A 14391-nucleotide genomic window follows, 5' to 3' on the forward strand; every position below is an offset into this window, starting at 1 on the left:
GCAGAGTGGTTTATCGTTCTACAAATATAGTATCTCTCTGGACGATTTTTTTAACTATAATCACAGGAGCAGTATTTTCTTCTTTTAGATGAGGAATTATTTTTTTGTTTTTTTCAGAATCATCTTGTGCTAATCTGCTTTTTGTGATTTTGGATTTAGGCACGGGTATTTCCGGAATTTCTTTTAAATCAGCATTAATCGGTACTGTTTTTATTTTTTTTTCCGGTAATATATTATCTGTTTTATTTTGTTTTATATTATTTTCAGATGTGCCTGTTATCGTTTTTATTGAAGAGTGTGAAGGTATGGGTCTGAATAAAAATACTGATCCTGTAATCATGATTAAGCAAGTTGCAGCAATAACTAAATTTTTTTTGAAATACTGATTGAAACCCCAATAATTCTGCAAGCTTATACTTCCAGTAAATTCGGACTGCTTTTGCGGCTGAATTTTAAAATCTAAAAATTTATTTTGAAAAGTCTGTGCCCACAAAAGTCCGCCCAAGCCAAGAAAAACAAGAATCTGAGCGGTTTTGTTTTTGGTGTTTTCCCTGTTTCCAAAGTTTTTCATCAGATAATCCTGAACAGATTTTTTAGCTCTCAATAAATGAGATTTTGAAGTATTTACAGGGATCTGAAGCAGCTTTGCAATTTCTGAATGGGTATAATTTTCAATAAAATATAGATTGAAAACAGATTTGTGATGAGAAGGAAGGCTGTCGATAGATTTCAACAGCTCCTCTCTCGTGAAATCATATATAAGGATGTGTTTTTTTTCGTCCATTGCGGGATTTGTATCGGTTATTTCGGCAATTTCTGATATTTCTGTGGCTGCAAAATTTTCTGCACTTGTTTTTCGGATGTATTGCAGGGCATTGTTGATGACAATTTTTCTGAGCCATCCAAAAACAGCCTTTTCATCTTTCAGCTGTTGGTTTTTCTCAATAGCAGTCATAAAACTGTCCTGAACAATATCTTCAGCAGCCTGAAGATCTGCTACATAACGCCGGCAAATCCCCAAAAGTTTTGGGGAATAGCTGAGGTAGATTTTTTGCCAGTTGAGTTTTTGCATTTAGTTTTGTTTAACAAATATAGAATTGAAAATTCCATCTGAAATATCAATATGCTGAATTTCGGTATTGTTAATGTAAGCTTTATAAGCTTCTTTTTTGTCATTAATATAGTTGGACCTAATTTGATAAACATTTTGGTCAAGAGCATATAAGTCTTCTATATTATTAAATCCAGAAGCATAGTTTGAAACAGTAAGAATATCATTTTTTAAATAATTTTGACCGTTACTAAAATCATAAATATCATTTCCATCAATTTTAAATCTTCCTTTTACGCTTTGAGAAATGTAAAGGTCGTTATTTGATGAAATATTTTTATAAAAAGTATTATTCAAAAGTTTATCATTTATTGATAAATATACTCCACTAGAATTGCTCGAAATATGCATGAAATTTTTCTGTCCGTTAAAGGGAGAAATAACCGTATAAATATTATTTTTAAAATACCCTACTTCAACGGGTGCGTCAATAAAGTTATTAAGCATTTTATTTACAGGAATATAAACATCCCCATTATAAATTGTAAAATTTCTTGTAGTGACATACTGTTGAGTAAAAGGAGGATTTTCTGTAAATAACACGGTTTTAACTCCATTTTTCCAATAACAAAGCTCTTTTGTATAAGTCCAGGTTGAAGGTATCTGAACAGTCGGACTTTTTATACTTCCAAAAAAATATACATTTCCTTGATCAACTAGAAAATCGTTTATGTTATGAAAATAATCTGATTGATTTGTAGTATTGATGTTGAGACCAATGTATTGATGAATATCAACTTTCACATTATTTTTCCAAAAGTAATAATTTGAAGGTCCGGAATTGCTGATAGCGAAAACATAAATATCATTATTTTCAACTAAAATTTTTACTGCGGTAATGCCTGAACCATTAGTTAAATCGGTTCTGTTTCCGTTTTTCCAGTAACAAGCAACGCCATTTTTTTGACCAGCAATATATACATCATAAGATGCGTTTTTCTGTTCAAGACCTTCAGCTTCATTCTCCCTACAAGAAAATACAAAAGTTAACAACAAAATAAACGGTAAAATTAAATTTCTCATGGTTATTATTTTCTATTAAGATGAAGAATTACAACAAGGTTGCAGTAGATTTAATAAAATGTTACAGGTTTTGCAATTTTAGGGATTTTCACAATATGATAAGGCTGAGTGACAACCGTAGTGAGGTTTCCAGGAGATAAATTTTCTACATTTACTTCAATATTTAATGCTGTTTCATCAACTGAAACAATGTCAATTGAATGACCACCATTAAGATAAGTTTGATCAATAGCCGCAATAACCATGTATTGATTAAAATCAATATTGGTCTCCGTAAATCCTCCTGAAACATTATTACTGTTATCTAAGTTGTTCAGAAGAGCAGTCCATTGTGCAGAATTTGTAATGACAAGATTTTGTTGTGGCAGATCGTGCCCAATTAGTTCTCCTTTTCCAATTAACTGGAAATTAATTTGCGTTTTACTTTCAATATTTTCGTCCTTATTATCACAAGAATAATTGATAAATAATATTGAAGCTAGTAATAAGAATAGAATTTTTTTCATGATCTATAAATTTAAGGGTTTCTTTATATAAGATGAAAAAAAATCAAAAGGTTGCAGCGAAATATGAAAAAAAGACTCAAAAATTTTTGAGTCTTTAGTATTTTAGATTAAAATTACCGGTTGATAATGTTATTGGTCATTGTTGTATGATTGATGAGCTGCTTTTTTTCGTCGCGTATTTCAATCTCCGAAACATGCATGGTTTTTCCTTTTCTGATAAATCGGGCAACCGCAGTGACTGTACCGTCTTTTTTGCTTCTGAGATGATTAGAATTAATATTGGTTCCTACCCCATAATATTTGCTGCCGTCAATAAATAAATTAGACAGGCTTGAACCCATTGTTTCGGCTAAAACACAGCTTGCACCGCCGTGTAAAATTCCGAAAGGCTGGTGTACTTTAGGCTGCACAGGCATTGTTGCAGTAAGTGTTTCATTTTCGAGGTCAATATCTGTAAATTTTATTTCCAGAGTTTTGGCTAAAGTGATTTCACCACCCCAATTATTTAAAAATTCCAGAATCTCTTCTTTAGATTTATTTTGTATGTACATTTTTTATGAATAATAAATGATAAGTAAAAAGTAAAAGTAAATTTGCTTCTAACTTCTAACTTCTAACTTCTAACTTCTAACTTCTAACTTCTGCTTCGTTTCCCATAATATTCGGATTCCAGTTAGCTGGAATTTTGGGACCAATATCATTATTGATGTAATAATTCTGAATTTCCTCCATGATTTCAGCAAAACTTGCAGATTCTAATCTTTCGTAAGGAATCTGATATCCCAGATAGATGATGTTTCTTTTAAAATCTCCGGCTGCCAAAACAATCGGCACTTTTGCTGCTAATGCCATATGGTAAAAACCTTTTCTCCACTTCGGAACCCAGCTTCTTGTTCCTTCCGGGGTAATGACAAGACTGAAATCTTCTTTTGCAAATTGTCTGGCAACAAAATTTACCAAGTCGTTTTTTTGGCTTCTGTCAATTCCTATTCCGCCCAAACCTTTTACGATAGATCCATACCATGATTTGGTATGGTCATCTTTGATGATTATTTTTAATTTTTTTCCTAAAGACCAATAAGCAAGGTTTCCCAACAGGTATTCCATATTGTGAGTATGTGGAGCTACAACAAGTATGCATCGGTCAAGATTATTAACATTTCCTTGCAGCACAACTTTCCATCCAAGAATTTTCAGCAGCAGTTTGCCAATCAGTTTTCTCATTTTTTTTCGGTTTAAAACAAAAAAGTATAACCAAAGAATGGTTATACTTTACAAATATATCGAAATATTGTTGCTCTTAAAATAAACTGCTGATAAAATCTGCGATTTTTACTGCGATCTCTAAAACTACTTGTACCATGGGTTAATTTTTTTTGCGTTTATAATTTGTGATATTAAAGTACGAATATAAGAATTTTTTTGTAATAAAACACTCTATATTGAAAATTGTTTTAAATTTTTGAGAGAAGAAGAGTGTGAATTTCAAACGATTGCTCTCCATTCACACCTCCTGCACTCTCTAAAGTTTAATTATTTGGTTTTAATAGATAGTTCTTTTTTGCCGTCCTTTATTTTAATATCTACATTTTCAATTTTACCAATTTTTGCCTTCATTGTATCCATAACATGCTTTGCTTCGCTTTTAGGATATTTCTTGCCGTTGATGATCACACTGTCTTTATCATCAGAATTGTATTCTATGGTAGAACCATTAATCTTGATCACATTTTCGCTTTCTTCTTCATGCTCATTATCCTCGTCATCATCATTAATCCCATTTCCATCCGCATCACCATTCATATTAATTTCGTTCTTTTTCAATGAAATGATTACTGAGTTTTCTGGAATAACTAATTCGTAATCAATATGATATTCTCTGAAACGATGATCGTAAGGGTATTTTACATAATTAGGAAGGATTACTTTATTGTCCATGATTTCTACAGGAATATGTACATTCAGAGGAATATTGTATCCTTTCGCATCTTTTTTAATGATAAGATAAGGAGTTTTAACATCTGGTTTTCTGGTAATATCTACATTGATCCAGTCTTTTTTATAAACATAGCTTTTATCAGAGTACAGATCATCATCATAGCCTACAAAATTTTGTGGGATGGTAATTTGTTTTACATCTACATAAAGGGTATCAGACTGAGTGTTGATGGCAATTTCTTCTGTATCTTCCTTATGACCCGTAAAAAGCATCTCTCTTTTTGCCATACTAATTCCGAAATAGGTTCCCAATCCAATCACGGTAAGAAATAAAGCCCCTAAAACCCATCCGATATTTCTCAACTTTGTTTTCGGAGAAAAAATTTTGATGCTCAGTAAACTGAATAGAATTGCAGGAATCAAAGATCCGATGATGATTAATGCAGCCAGAACATTATACAGACCATTATCGTCAAAATAAAATTTCATTTCATTGGCTCCCGGAAAATTAGAATCAATGCCGAAAAGTCCAAAAACTACGAATACCCCGATAATGCTGCTTACTGCCATGATGGCGAAGAAAATCCCGATGATGTATTTCAAAACATTCCAGATTCCGCTTCCAGCTTTGTTAACGTAAGGTTTATTTTCAATATAGATTTCTCCTGCTCTTGTTGTGGTTTCGTTGGCAAACTGTACAATTTTGCTGGATTCTTCCTTTAAATTATCAAAATTGAGCGGCTTGCCCTTCATTTTCAAAAAATCGGATGCAGTTTCTGCTTTTGGCAGTACAGCCCAAAGAATAATGTAAAGTATTATTACTAAAAATGATGATCCTGGTGCAATCCACAACAATATAAATGCTCCTACCCAAATTAATCTCATCCAACTGATTTCCAGACCGAAATAAGCTGCCAAACCTGCACATACACCTGCTATTTTTTGTTTTTCGGGATCTCTGAACAATTGTTTTTTATCTGTATAATAAGTTCCTGAGCTTTTTGCTTTAGAGTTTTTTTCTGAGTAATATGCTTCTTCCTGCTCTTCAATCTTTTCAGGTGAGCCGATCTGTGCAATTACTTTTTCTACATCAGCATCATTGATTACTTCGCGTCTTCCTAAAGAATCTTTGAAGATTTCAACCATTCTTATTTCTATGTCGTTCATTACTTCATCTGCTTCAGAAATATCTAAAGAGCTTCTCAGAGCATTCAGATAATCGCTGAGCTTTATATATGCATGCTCTTCTATAGTAAAAGAAAAACCTGCGAGTCCTATTGAGAGTGTCTTGTTCATAGCTTTTTGTTTTTAATTTTTTTGAGTGATTTGATTTACAGAATCTGTCAGTTCTTTCCAGGTATTCTGAAGTTCGGCCAGAAAAGTTTTGCCTTTTTCAGTAATCTGGTAGTATTTTCTTGGCGGGCCACCAGTTGATTCTTCCCATCTGTAGGAGAGAAATTCTCCGTTTTTCAATCTTGTCAAAAGAGGGTAGAGTGTTCCTTCCACGACATCCAGTTTTCCTTTTTTGAGCTCATCAATCAGATCAGAAACATACATTTCTCGATAATTGATGAGGCTTAAAATACAGAATTCCAGAATCCCTTTCCGCATTTGCGCTTTGGTATTTTCGGTATTCATTGTAATTGGTTTTTATTAATTGATTATATCATTTTCCAGATTTCAGCTCCTAGCTAGATGAACCTATTCTGATTTTATAATACAAAGATATGTAATTAAAATGGTATTATGCAATACAAAGTAGTAAAATTTTTCTTGCTTTTAATTTATTTAATTGATTATCAGTTTAATATATTTTTAATTTAGTAGTTTTATTATTTTAGTATTAAGGTTTAATTAGTGAAAATCACGATTTATGATGAAAAAATTATTAAAAAATCTTACATTTGATCAAATAATAATTAATTACAATAAAATGAAGAAAACTTTATTTTTTTTAAGCGTTCTAGTTACAGGTCTGTTATCTTCTCAGGTTACGATCGGAACCGGAACCAGAGTCGATTCTAATGTAGGTTTATCCACTCCTATATCTATTTACTATGGATACAGTTTAACACAGCAAATTTACCTGGCGAGCGAAATCGGGGCACCAATGAATATTCAGGCATTGAAGTTTTATGTAAAGAATCCCATTACATCTCTTTCAAATACAGGTGAGATTGATGTATGGATAGGTCACACCACTTCTACTCAATTTCAGAATGTAGTAAGTGCAACGGGTGCGGGTTGGATCCCTGTTTCTCAGCAACAAAAAGTTTTAACAAGCGGCAGCGTAACCTATAATGCTAATGAGGTTACAGTAATACTAAGTACTCCTTTCGCTTACAATGGTACTGATAATCTGGTTATTACATTTGATGAAAACAAATCAGGTGACGACGGAAATTCTTATCCGTTTTATCAGACGGTTGACTATTCCGGCGATGTAAGTTTGATTAACAGAAACGATAATGTTAATCCAGATCCGCTAAATCCTCCAACTGAATATACAGGTCCCACGTCTACATCAACGTCTCAGGTGCAGGGAAAAAAATACAAAGCTATTCTTACCCTGATTCCTCAAAATTTAAGTGTTGCAGATGCAAAAACAATTGGGGATGCTTTTGTTTCACCAAATCCTACTTCCGATTTTGTAACTATTAAAACAAAATTGACGATCAGTTCTGTAGATATTTTGGATATGAGCGGAAGAACATTTATTAGCAATGTTGGAATGAATAATGATAAAATAGATCTTAGAAATCTTTCTGCAGGTACTTATTTTTTAAAACTTAACTACAAAGAAGGAATTTCGACAACCAAAAAAATTATTAAAAAATAAAAATTAACAATTTTATTTTTGGAGGATGAAAATTCAAAAAGAAATAGATTTTATACTGGCTGTAGATGCATTAAAAAATGTTCAGCGGAGAAATTACAATGCAGATGATGCGCGTAGAGAAAATACGGCAGAACATTCATGGCAGATCATTATTCTGGCTCAGATTCTTTTTCCTTATGCAAAAAACAGGGCGGATATTGATTTGTTGAGAGTGATTAGAATGCTTTCTATTCATGATTTAGTAGAGATTGAAGCTGGTGATACCTTTATTTTTGATGAAGCTGCAATGGTGGGGAAATTTGAGAGAGAAAAACTTTCTGCGCAGAAAATTTTCGGAATTTTGGAGGAACCTCTTCGTTTGGAATTTCTTAATCTCTGGCTGGAGTTTGAAGAAGAGCAGACTCCGGATGCTATCTTTGCCTGTGCTATTGACAGAATTATGCCGTTTATTCTAAATTCCCATACCTCAGGAAAAAGCTGGACTGAAGCTAAGGTCACAGAACTTCAGATCAGAAACATGCTTGAAAATGCAATATGCAGAGCATCCGACGAAATGGGAGAGGCTTTTCACAAGTTGTTGAATACGAATCTCGAAAATGAAAAAGTATTAAAGTAATATGAAAAAAATCGGAGGATCAAAAACCCTCCGAATTTTTTTATAATATCTGAATAGGTTTCTTAAACTCATCTATCGCCACAAAGGTAAAATCTCCCGTTATAGCTTTTTCTCTTTCATAAGAGTACATTTGCTCGGTGTAAATCTCTACGTTTACTTTCATACTGGTTGTTCCAACATGGGAAACTTTTCCGATTAGTTCAATGATTGTTCCTGCAGGAATTGGTTTTTTAAAGTCAATTTTGTCACTGCTTACAGTTACGACACGTTTTCTGGCAAATCTTGTAGCTGCAATGAAAGCTACCTCATCCATCAGCTGCATGGCAGTACCTCCAAAAAGGGTATCGTAATGATTGGTCGTATTCGGGAAAACTGCTTTGAAAATTCTGGTTTCTGAGGCTTCAATTCTTTCTTCTGTTGTCATTTCATTATTAAATTTAAGGCAAAATGAAAGTTTAAACCAACAGAAAATCATCAGAGATAAAAATCTCCGAAGGTCTGCTAATCAAAAACTTCAAATCGCGAAAGTTTTTTGTTTAAAGAAAAATTGGCAGGTCTCCTGGCTGATAACTTTCTTTATCACCTTCCCATGCTCTGAGCACAGTGGTTTATGATAAAGATTAGCGTTATTTACAGTTGCGCGACAGCTCGTGATTTTCACACGATTCCCTTTTCATCTGCGGTTAGGCAAAACCATTTTTCCGAAAGCTGATGTGCTTTCTGAGGCAAAAATAAGAATTAATTTCAGATTTATTCAGGATTATTATATACAATCTGAGTAATTACTTTTCCTTCTTTGATCGTCCAGAAGGTGGTATATCTGTTTTCTCCGGAACCGTTGATCATATATAAAAAAATATAATCTTTATCTATAGCATAAACTCCGGCTTTGTCAAAATCCATGGTAGGCTGAAACATATTTTTGATGGCTTCTCTTACAAAAACTGATCCTCTTCCCGGCTGCTGTACTCTTATAGATTTCACTTCCGTAAGTCCTTCAGGAAGTTCTTTACCAATTCCCCACGTTTTTTGCTTATCAATCTTGATGATATTCCCTTCTGAATCTTTTTCTTGTTTTTTGAATTTTGCGCTGGAAGGATAAACGTCAATAATCACCTTTGTACGCTGGTTGGTTGGGATTTTCTGATTGGTGTCATCTGTAAATATTATTGATCTTCCGTTCTTAGATTTAGACGGAGTAAATTTTGGAAGCTGATCAATGAAAGTGATCCGTTCTTTATTGACCATGCCTTCCTTTGTAAGACTGTCATATCTTACAAAAGATTTCGGAATTTCATCTTTTTCAGGATATTTTATCCAGATCCAATCCGTTTCTCCGGGAGCAGGTTTTACGTATACGAACACATCACCTTTCTTCATCCTTATTTTGTCTACTATTTTTCGGTAATCATCTTTGGGAACCCGCACCATCGCATATCCTTCTTCGGCTTTTACCACTCCAAATGGAATTTTATTCTGTGCTTGTATTAAACAGATAGAAAAAATACTAAATATAGATGAGTATATTGTTTTACTGATAAATTTCATTTTCATTAGAATATTATAGTCCAAAGATATAAATTAAATATTTTTTTGAAGATAATTAAATCGTTTCAGATCAGATAAATCTTTTATTGGTCGCAAACAGCCTTCAGAAAGAAGATGCAGCTCATCAGCCATATCAATAACCTCATGGTATTGATGATCAGAAATTATAAATCCTTTATTCTGAGTATGCTGTCTGATGATTGTTTTTATTTCCGAAACTACTTTGGGAGATAAACTTTGAAATGGCTCATCGAGTAGGATGAATTCTGCATTTGAATACAATATGAGCAGAATTTCTATAAGTCTGACTTCTCCGCCAGAAAGATTTTTAGGAGTTTTGTGAAGAAACGGTTTTATTAAGTCGTTTTGAAAAAGCTCTCCACTATTTTGATTACTGCAGAAAAGAGTGATGAGTGTTTTGATTTTTATATCCTTGGGAAGAAAAGTATATTGAGGTAAATGAGCAATGATATTTTTTCTGTCAGATTGCTTTTGCAGGATTTGATGATTCCACCTTATGTATTGACTGTTTCCTTTTACTGTTCCAAAAATGATTTGTAGTAAAGTAGATTTTCCGCAACCATTTTTTCCTAAGATCCCAATAATTTTTCCTGTCTCGCAGCTTAAATAAATATCTCTAAGAATGTCTTTTTCACCATAAGACTTGGTGATGCTGTCGATGTGAAGTGTACTCATAATAAGCATGTTGCGAACTGTAAAACAACAGAGATAATGACTGTAATTGTCCACAGGGAAATTCTGGAAAATCCGAAATTAGCATAAAAAATATATTCATTTCTGAATCTCAATTCATAAATAAAATAATGGAGAAGCGGAAATATCAACATAAAACTCAATCCGAAAATTCTGGTGTTGAAACCAATCATAAATGACAATAAAAAAGAAAATAAAACTCCCGGAATAAGAAGTTTCTTGTAAAAAAACCATAGAATCTTAAGATCTTTTGACATTTTTCAAAAGTAATTAAAATTAATCACGATTTAAGAATTATGATTACTTTAGTAGATAAATTTAGAAAAAACGTATTTGATTTACAATCAAATCTAAATACTAATGTTCAATATGATAAATCTGAAGACTTATAAAAATGAACTTACTGACAACGGTTTTGCTGTAATCAATAATATCTTTTCTGAAGAAGAAATTGAAAAAATAAGTGAGGCTATTCAAAATATAGATACTTCAAAAGATAACTTCAGAAAATCAGAAGATCTTTTTGCGATCAGGCAATTTTTAAAAGAAATTCCGGAGGTGAAAGATTTGATTTTTAATGAAAATTTAAAAACGATTATCAAAGAAGTGTTTGGTGAAAATTATTTTGTCGTAAAAAGCATTTACTTTGACAAGCCAGAAAAATCGAATTGGTATGTCGCTTATCATCAGGATTTAACGATTTCTGTTGATAAGAAATTAGAACTGGAAAATTTCGGATCTTGGACGACAAAGCAAAACCAGTTTGCAGTACAGCCTCCCTTAGATATTCTTGAAAACATTTTTACCATTAGAATTCATCTGGATGATACAGACGAAAATAATGGAGCTTTAAAAGTTGTTCCGAAGTCTCACGTAAAAGGAATTTATAGACCTGAAACCATCGACTGGAATGTGGAAACCGAAACCCTCTGTAATGTCGAAAAAGGTGGAATTATGCTGATGAAACCTTTTCTTCTCCACGGTTCAAACCGTACTACCAACGGAAATAAAAGAAGAGTGATTCATATTGAGTTTTCTGATAGAGACTTGCCGGATAACTTAAACTGGTCGGAGAGAATGGTTAATTAATCAATGAATTGAAATCTGGAAATATATAAAAATAATCCTCCAAAATATGGAGGATTGTTTATATTGCTGGGTATGCAGGCTATTTCACGGAAATCTCATCAACAAAAATATAAGAATCTCCGCCAGCGCCCTGATGCCATTCCGGAAGTTTTCCGAAATGATAAGCTTTCACTTTAAGAAACCGCGCTTCTGTCGGGAAAATATCTGTTGAGAAATCTTTAATCTGCACTTGGGTGTCTTTAGGATCAATATTATTTTCTAAAGTTTTCAGCAAAATGAAGTGTTTACCGTCCATTGAAGCATAATATTCTACTTTCTTAGGCATCAAAATCCAGGCTCTGCTGTCTTGTAAGTAAGTGGAAGAAATATAGTTGATGGGTTGTGGTGATTGAAAGTCTATAATTGCTTCAAAAGTTTGTCCTTGATATCCCTGCCATTCGCCTTTTCTCCAGTTGGTGTCACCTCTGATCCCGTCAATAACTGCTAATTTTCCGCCTGCGGTGTATTGCGGATTTGCTGTTGCATTGATGATAATATCCCAATAGTTAGGACGTCTGTTAAAATCAGCTGTTGTAATTGAGCTTTTTTCACCGTTTCTTTCTGCATAAGTGGAGACCTGAGTTGTTTTGCTGATGATGAAAGGTTCTTTATATACCTTAAAAGTTTTTCTGACATTTTTATCGTCTTCATCCAATGTCATATAATATACTTTATCTTTTTCATTTAAAGGAGTAATTTTTACCTGAGTGCTAAAATCAAAAATTCTGGCGGCATCAATCACAGGAGATGCAGTCTGCTCAGTGTATTTTAACTCTTTAGTTGTTTTTATATCTTCAAAACCCAATTTTTTAAGCTCGCTTTTTGGAGTGTTTTTAGTGATGATTCTTGTTGTTCCATCTTCTAAGTGTAATTTTATTTCATCAAAATAAGGCGTTACCGTTTCCCATTCAGGCTTTCCCGGAGTCACGGAATAAATTCCCATAGAGTTCAAAATAAACCAGGCGCTCATTTGCCCGCAGTCTTCATTTCCGATTAAACCATCCGGAGCATTTTTGTAAAAATTATCAAGAATAAATTTTATTTTTTCTTCCGTTTTTTGTGGTTTATCTACGAAATTATAGAGATAGGCAATGTGGTGACTTGGCTCGTTTCCTTGGGCGTATTGTCCGATCAGTCCGGTAATATCCACCTGTTCTCTTCCTGTTGTTTTGTCTGATGCTGAAAAAATTGCATCAATAAACTGTTCAAATTTCTGTTTACCGCCATGAGCCTGAATTAATCCCGGGATATCCTGCGGAACGAAGTAAGAATAATGCCACGAGTTTCCTTCTGTATAATTATTATTAACTTCACTTGGGTCAAATGGCTCGTACCAGTTTCCGTTTTTTCTTGCCTGCATAAAACCGTTGTTCGGGTTGTAAAGATTTTTCCAGTTCTGAGAACGTTTCATGAAGTATTCGTAATCATCTTTTTTGCCTAAAATCTTTGCCATTTGAGCAATGCACCAATCATCATACGCATATTCCAAAGTTTTTGAAACACTTTCATGCTCATCATCAATACTGATATAGTTTTTCTGTTTGTAAGCATTTAATCCGAAAATATCCTGCATTGCTGAATTTTTTGAAGCTTCGAAAGCTTTTTCATAATCAAAACCTGTAATTCCTTTTGCCATTGCATCTGCAATTACAGAAACACCGTGATAGCCAATCATGCATTCGGTTTCGTTGGAAGCCAGTTCCCAAACAGGAATTCTTCCGCCTTGTTCGCGCTGTTTAATAAAGGTGTTGATGAAATCTGCCGTTCTTTTTCTGTCGATTAAAGTCATCAAAGGATGCGCACCTCTGAACGTGTCCCATAACGAGAAAACAGTGTAGTAATCAAAATCTTTTGCCATGTAGAATTTGTTGTCTCTTCCACGGTATTTTCCGTCCACATCCATATTGATGTTGGGTTGTGTAAAAACATGGTACAGTGCGGTGTAGAAAATCGTCAGTTTATCTTTGTTGTCAGATTTAACTTCAATTTTTGAAAGTTCTTTATTCCATTCGGTTTCTGCCTGTTTTTTAATTAAATCAAAATCATTTGAATTTCCTTCAGCCAGCATGTTTTTTCCTGCACCTTCATAGCCTGTAGGTGAAATCGCCACTTTTACAAGAATTTTTTCGCCTTTTTTAACTTTGCTTGAAAATGCAATCTGAATTTTTGTTCCGTTATAATTTGTACTAGCAACACCAGGTTGTGATGGACTCTCAACCAATGATTTGGTTTCAAACATCGGTTTTGAAAATTCAATTCTTGCATAAATATATTGATTGGTTGCCCAAGCTTCACTTCTTCTGAAAACTTCAATCGTTTTGCTATCGATAATTTTTACTTCACCTTCCAGCAATTTGTCTCTGTGATTTAAATCTAAAATGATATTGGCGTTTCCAGCTTTATTGAATGTATACTCATGATAGCCAACTCTTTTGGTTGTGGTTAAACGAACATCAATATTGTGTTTTTCCAATTTAACGGAATAAAAACCTGCTTTGGCTTTTTCGTTTTTGTGAGAAAATTTAGAAGAATATTCTTTCGGTGTTAAACCCGCTTTTCCCATGGTTGGCATCAACATAATATCTCCGTAATCTGAAACTCCGGTTCCGTTTAAATGGGTATGCGAAAAACCGTAAATCACAGAATCGGAATAATGATAACCGCTGCAGCCGTCCCAGCTTCCGTCAATTCTGGTATCCGGAGAAAGCTGAACCATTCCGAAAGGCACAATAGCACCGGGAAAAGTATGACCATGACCGCCTGTTCCGATAAAAGGATTTACATATTGTGAAAAATTTTGTGAAAAGAAACTATGAGCAATAAATCCTAAAAGAATGATTACTATTTTTTTCATGGATATCAATTTAAAAATCGTCCTAAAATACATAAATTTTAGGGATGTAAAAGAATTTATCTATGGATAAGTTTATTGATTCTAAATAATTAAAAATTGCGTAAATTTGTAGCC

Annotated in this window: 15 protein-coding genes and 1 riboswitch; of the genes, 3 read left to right on the plus strand and 12 right to left on the minus strand. The window is 33.5% G+C overall.

Annotation, left to right across the window (positions count from 1 at the left end; translation table 11 throughout):
* Nucleotides 1–10: 10 nt before the first annotated feature.
* The 7 genes from FOL89_RS16825 to FOL89_RS16855 form a co-directional block, all read right to left on the minus strand.
* Nucleotides 11–1072 (minus strand): RNA polymerase sigma factor, encoded by a 1062-nt coding sequence (locus FOL89_RS16825; RefSeq protein WP_144283917.1) that lies wholly within the window; start codon nt 1070–1072, stop codon nt 11–13.
* On the minus strand, nt 1073–2134 hold the full coding sequence (locus tag FOL89_RS16830; protein WP_144283918.1) for a hypothetical protein: 1062 nt from the start codon (nt 2132–2134) through the stop codon (nt 1073–1075). It lies immediately after the preceding gene.
* Nucleotides 2135–2184: 50 nt separating this feature from the next.
* Nucleotides 2185–2640: a protease complex subunit PrcB family protein gene (locus tag FOL89_RS16835; RefSeq protein ID WP_144283919.1), complete on the minus strand. Its 456-nt coding sequence runs from the start codon at nt 2638–2640 to the stop codon at nt 2185–2187.
* Nucleotides 2641–2753: 113 nt separating this feature from the next.
* Entirely contained in the window at nt 2754–3191 is a 438-nt protein-coding gene (locus FOL89_RS16840) for a PaaI family thioesterase (protein ID WP_394344723.1), read from the minus strand.
* A gap of 76 nt (nt 3192–3267) precedes the next feature.
* The gene (locus FOL89_RS16845) at nt 3268–3864 is read right to left on the minus strand and encodes a 1-acyl-sn-glycerol-3-phosphate acyltransferase (RefSeq protein WP_144283920.1); all 597 of its coding nucleotides are present in this window, start codon (nt 3862–3864) and stop codon (nt 3268–3270) included.
* A 309-nt stretch (nt 3865–4173) separates the two neighbouring features.
* Complete coding sequence (locus FOL89_RS16850) at nt 4174–5874, minus strand: PspC domain-containing protein (protein WP_144283921.1); 1701 nt, start codon at nt 5872–5874, stop codon at nt 4174–4176.
* 12 nt (nt 5875–5886) lie between these two features.
* On the minus strand, nt 5887–6216 hold the full coding sequence (locus FOL89_RS16855) for a PadR family transcriptional regulator (RefSeq protein WP_144283922.1): 330 nt from the start codon (nt 6214–6216) through the stop codon (nt 5887–5889).
* A gap of 295 nt (nt 6217–6511) precedes the next feature.
* Here FOL89_RS16855 and FOL89_RS16860 point away from each other — a divergent pair, with 295 nt between their 5' ends.
* Together FOL89_RS16860 and FOL89_RS16865 are read left to right on the plus strand one after the other, a co-directional pair.
* Nucleotides 6512–7417 (plus strand): T9SS type A sorting domain-containing protein, encoded by a 906-nt coding sequence (locus tag FOL89_RS16860; protein WP_185147002.1) that lies wholly within the window; start codon nt 6512–6514, stop codon nt 7415–7417.
* Nucleotides 7418–7442: 25 nt separating this feature from the next.
* Nucleotides 7443–8033: an HD domain-containing protein gene (locus FOL89_RS16865; protein ID WP_144283924.1), complete on the plus strand. Its 591-nt coding sequence runs from the start codon at nt 7443–7445 to the stop codon at nt 8031–8033.
* Nucleotides 8034–8073: 40 nt separating this feature from the next.
* On the opposite strand, the gene FOL89_RS16870 is transcribed toward FOL89_RS16865, so the two are convergent.
* The 4 genes from FOL89_RS16870 to FOL89_RS16885 form a co-directional block, all read right to left on the minus strand.
* Entirely contained in the window at nt 8074–8457 is a 384-nt protein-coding gene (locus FOL89_RS16870; protein WP_144283925.1) for an acyl-CoA thioesterase, read from the minus strand.
* 108 nt (nt 8458–8565) lie between these two features.
* A riboswitch (cobalamin riboswitch) is annotated at nt 8566–8746 on the minus strand.
* Nucleotides 8747–8783: 37 nt separating this feature from the next.
* The gene (locus FOL89_RS16875; protein ID WP_144283926.1) at nt 8784–9581 is read right to left on the minus strand and encodes a hypothetical protein; all 798 of its coding nucleotides are present in this window, start codon (nt 9579–9581) and stop codon (nt 8784–8786) included.
* A 33-nt stretch (nt 9582–9614) separates the two neighbouring features.
* Nucleotides 9615–10277 carry an ATP-binding cassette domain-containing protein gene (locus FOL89_RS16880; RefSeq protein ID WP_185147003.1) on the minus strand — a complete coding sequence of 221 codons (663 nt, stop codon included), beginning with the start codon at nt 10275–10277 and terminating at the stop codon, nt 9615–9617.
* Nucleotides 10274–10552, minus strand: a complete 279-nt coding sequence (locus tag FOL89_RS16885; protein WP_144283928.1) for a hypothetical protein — start codon at nt 10550–10552, stop codon at nt 10274–10276. Before FOL89_RS16885 ends, FOL89_RS16880 begins: the two co-directional genes overlap by 4 nt.
* A 112-nt stretch (nt 10553–10664) precedes the next feature.
* Between FOL89_RS16885 and FOL89_RS16890 the strand changes: the two genes are divergently transcribed.
* Entirely contained in the window at nt 10665–11384 is a 720-nt protein-coding gene (locus FOL89_RS16890; protein WP_144283929.1) for a phytanoyl-CoA dioxygenase family protein, read from the plus strand.
* Between the two features lie 79 nt (nt 11385–11463).
* Here the strand turns inward: FOL89_RS16890 and FOL89_RS16895 are convergent, their stop codons facing one another.
* Nucleotides 11464–14310: a GH92 family glycosyl hydrolase gene (locus tag FOL89_RS16895; RefSeq protein WP_144283930.1), complete on the minus strand. Its 2847-nt coding sequence runs from the start codon at nt 14308–14310 to the stop codon at nt 11464–11466.
* Nucleotides 14311–14391: the final 81 nt, after the last annotated feature.

This window comes from Chryseobacterium echinoideorum (assembly GCF_007474535.1).
Lineage (GTDB): Bacteria > Bacteroidota > Bacteroidia > Flavobacteriales > Weeksellaceae > Chryseobacterium > Chryseobacterium echinoideorum.